Below are 847 nucleotides of genomic sequence, written 5' to 3' on the forward strand. Positions count from 1 at the left end.
TCGAGGGAAATTTAATAGAAAATATCTCAAATAGCGATAATGAAAAGAAAAAATTTAGTATTATTATAGCACCGATTATCCACGATGATGCAAAAAGATATGCAAAATTTGCCAAATTCAGTAACAAAATAAATATTTCATATTATGCCATTAATGATTTTATCGTAAAAGTTGAAAGCAGTAGCAAATTATCAAATTTAAACGATGAGAGCTTATTGTGAGAAGTTGCACTGACAATATCTACGGCAATAATCCACTGGTGCGTAAACCAACTTTAACCAAAGAAGCCATACTCGCATATTTGAGCGAAATAAAGCCAAGTCTTGAAAGAGACGGCATCCTAAAAATAGGACTTTTTGGAAGCTATGCCAAGGGTTATGCGGACGAAAACTCTGATATAGATATAGTCATATTAGCCGATAAAAAGAGCTTTTTGGATAGATTGCACGCATTTAAGGCACTTGAATATCTAGATGATTTAAAAAAGCAAATCGCTAACAAATTTCAAAAACCTGTTGATATTTGTGACTTTTACTCTGAGCAAAAAATACAAGAGAGCAAGATAGTAAAAGGGGCGATATATGTCTAGTAAAGAACCCATGCCAAATTTAGATGAAGCAAAACCACGCTTGAGTCTAAAAAGCCGAGTATCTACGCAAAGTGGTAACATCGGCGTTCAAATTTATCAACAGTCAAGCTTGGGCATTTTTTAAAAAACTTAAATTATGCTTTTTTATCTTGTTTTAATGCATTTCTTTATGTTTTGTTTCAAAATACTTATAATTCAATATTTTATTTATCTATACCTTACTTATTTTTAAACATAATCAGGAAAACCATCCATAAC

General features: G+C 31.4%; 2 protein-coding genes and 1 pseudogene. All 3 read left to right on the forward strand.

Annotation, left to right across the window (positions count from 1 at the left end; genetic code table 11):
* Positions 1–221, forward strand: a pseudogene (locus tag CYP51_RS05880) (AlwI family type II restriction endonuclease); the annotation flags it as partial.
* Positions 218–589, forward strand: coding sequence for a nucleotidyltransferase family protein (locus CYP51_RS05885; RefSeq protein WP_223154715.1), 372 nt, complete (start codon positions 218–220; stop codon positions 587–589). The pseudogene CYP51_RS05880 and the gene CYP51_RS05885, both read left to right, overlap by 4 nt.
* Positions 582–713: a hypothetical protein gene (locus CYP51_RS10040; RefSeq protein ID WP_258032803.1), complete on the forward strand. Its 132-nt coding sequence runs from the start codon at positions 582–584 to the stop codon at positions 711–713. Before CYP51_RS05885 ends, CYP51_RS10040 begins: the two co-directional genes overlap by 8 nt.
* Positions 714–847 lie beyond the last annotated feature (134 nt).

Source organism: Campylobacter concisus (assembly GCF_002912895.1).
Lineage (GTDB): Bacteria > Campylobacterota > Campylobacteria > Campylobacterales > Campylobacteraceae > Campylobacter_A > Campylobacter_A concisus_G.

Bases quoted from the DNA above. Each gene is read 5' to 3' on its own strand.
- CYP51_RS10040 (WP_258032803.1), top strand. From the start codon at position 582: ATGTCTAGTAAAGAACCCATGCCAAATTTAGATGAAGCAAAACCACGC.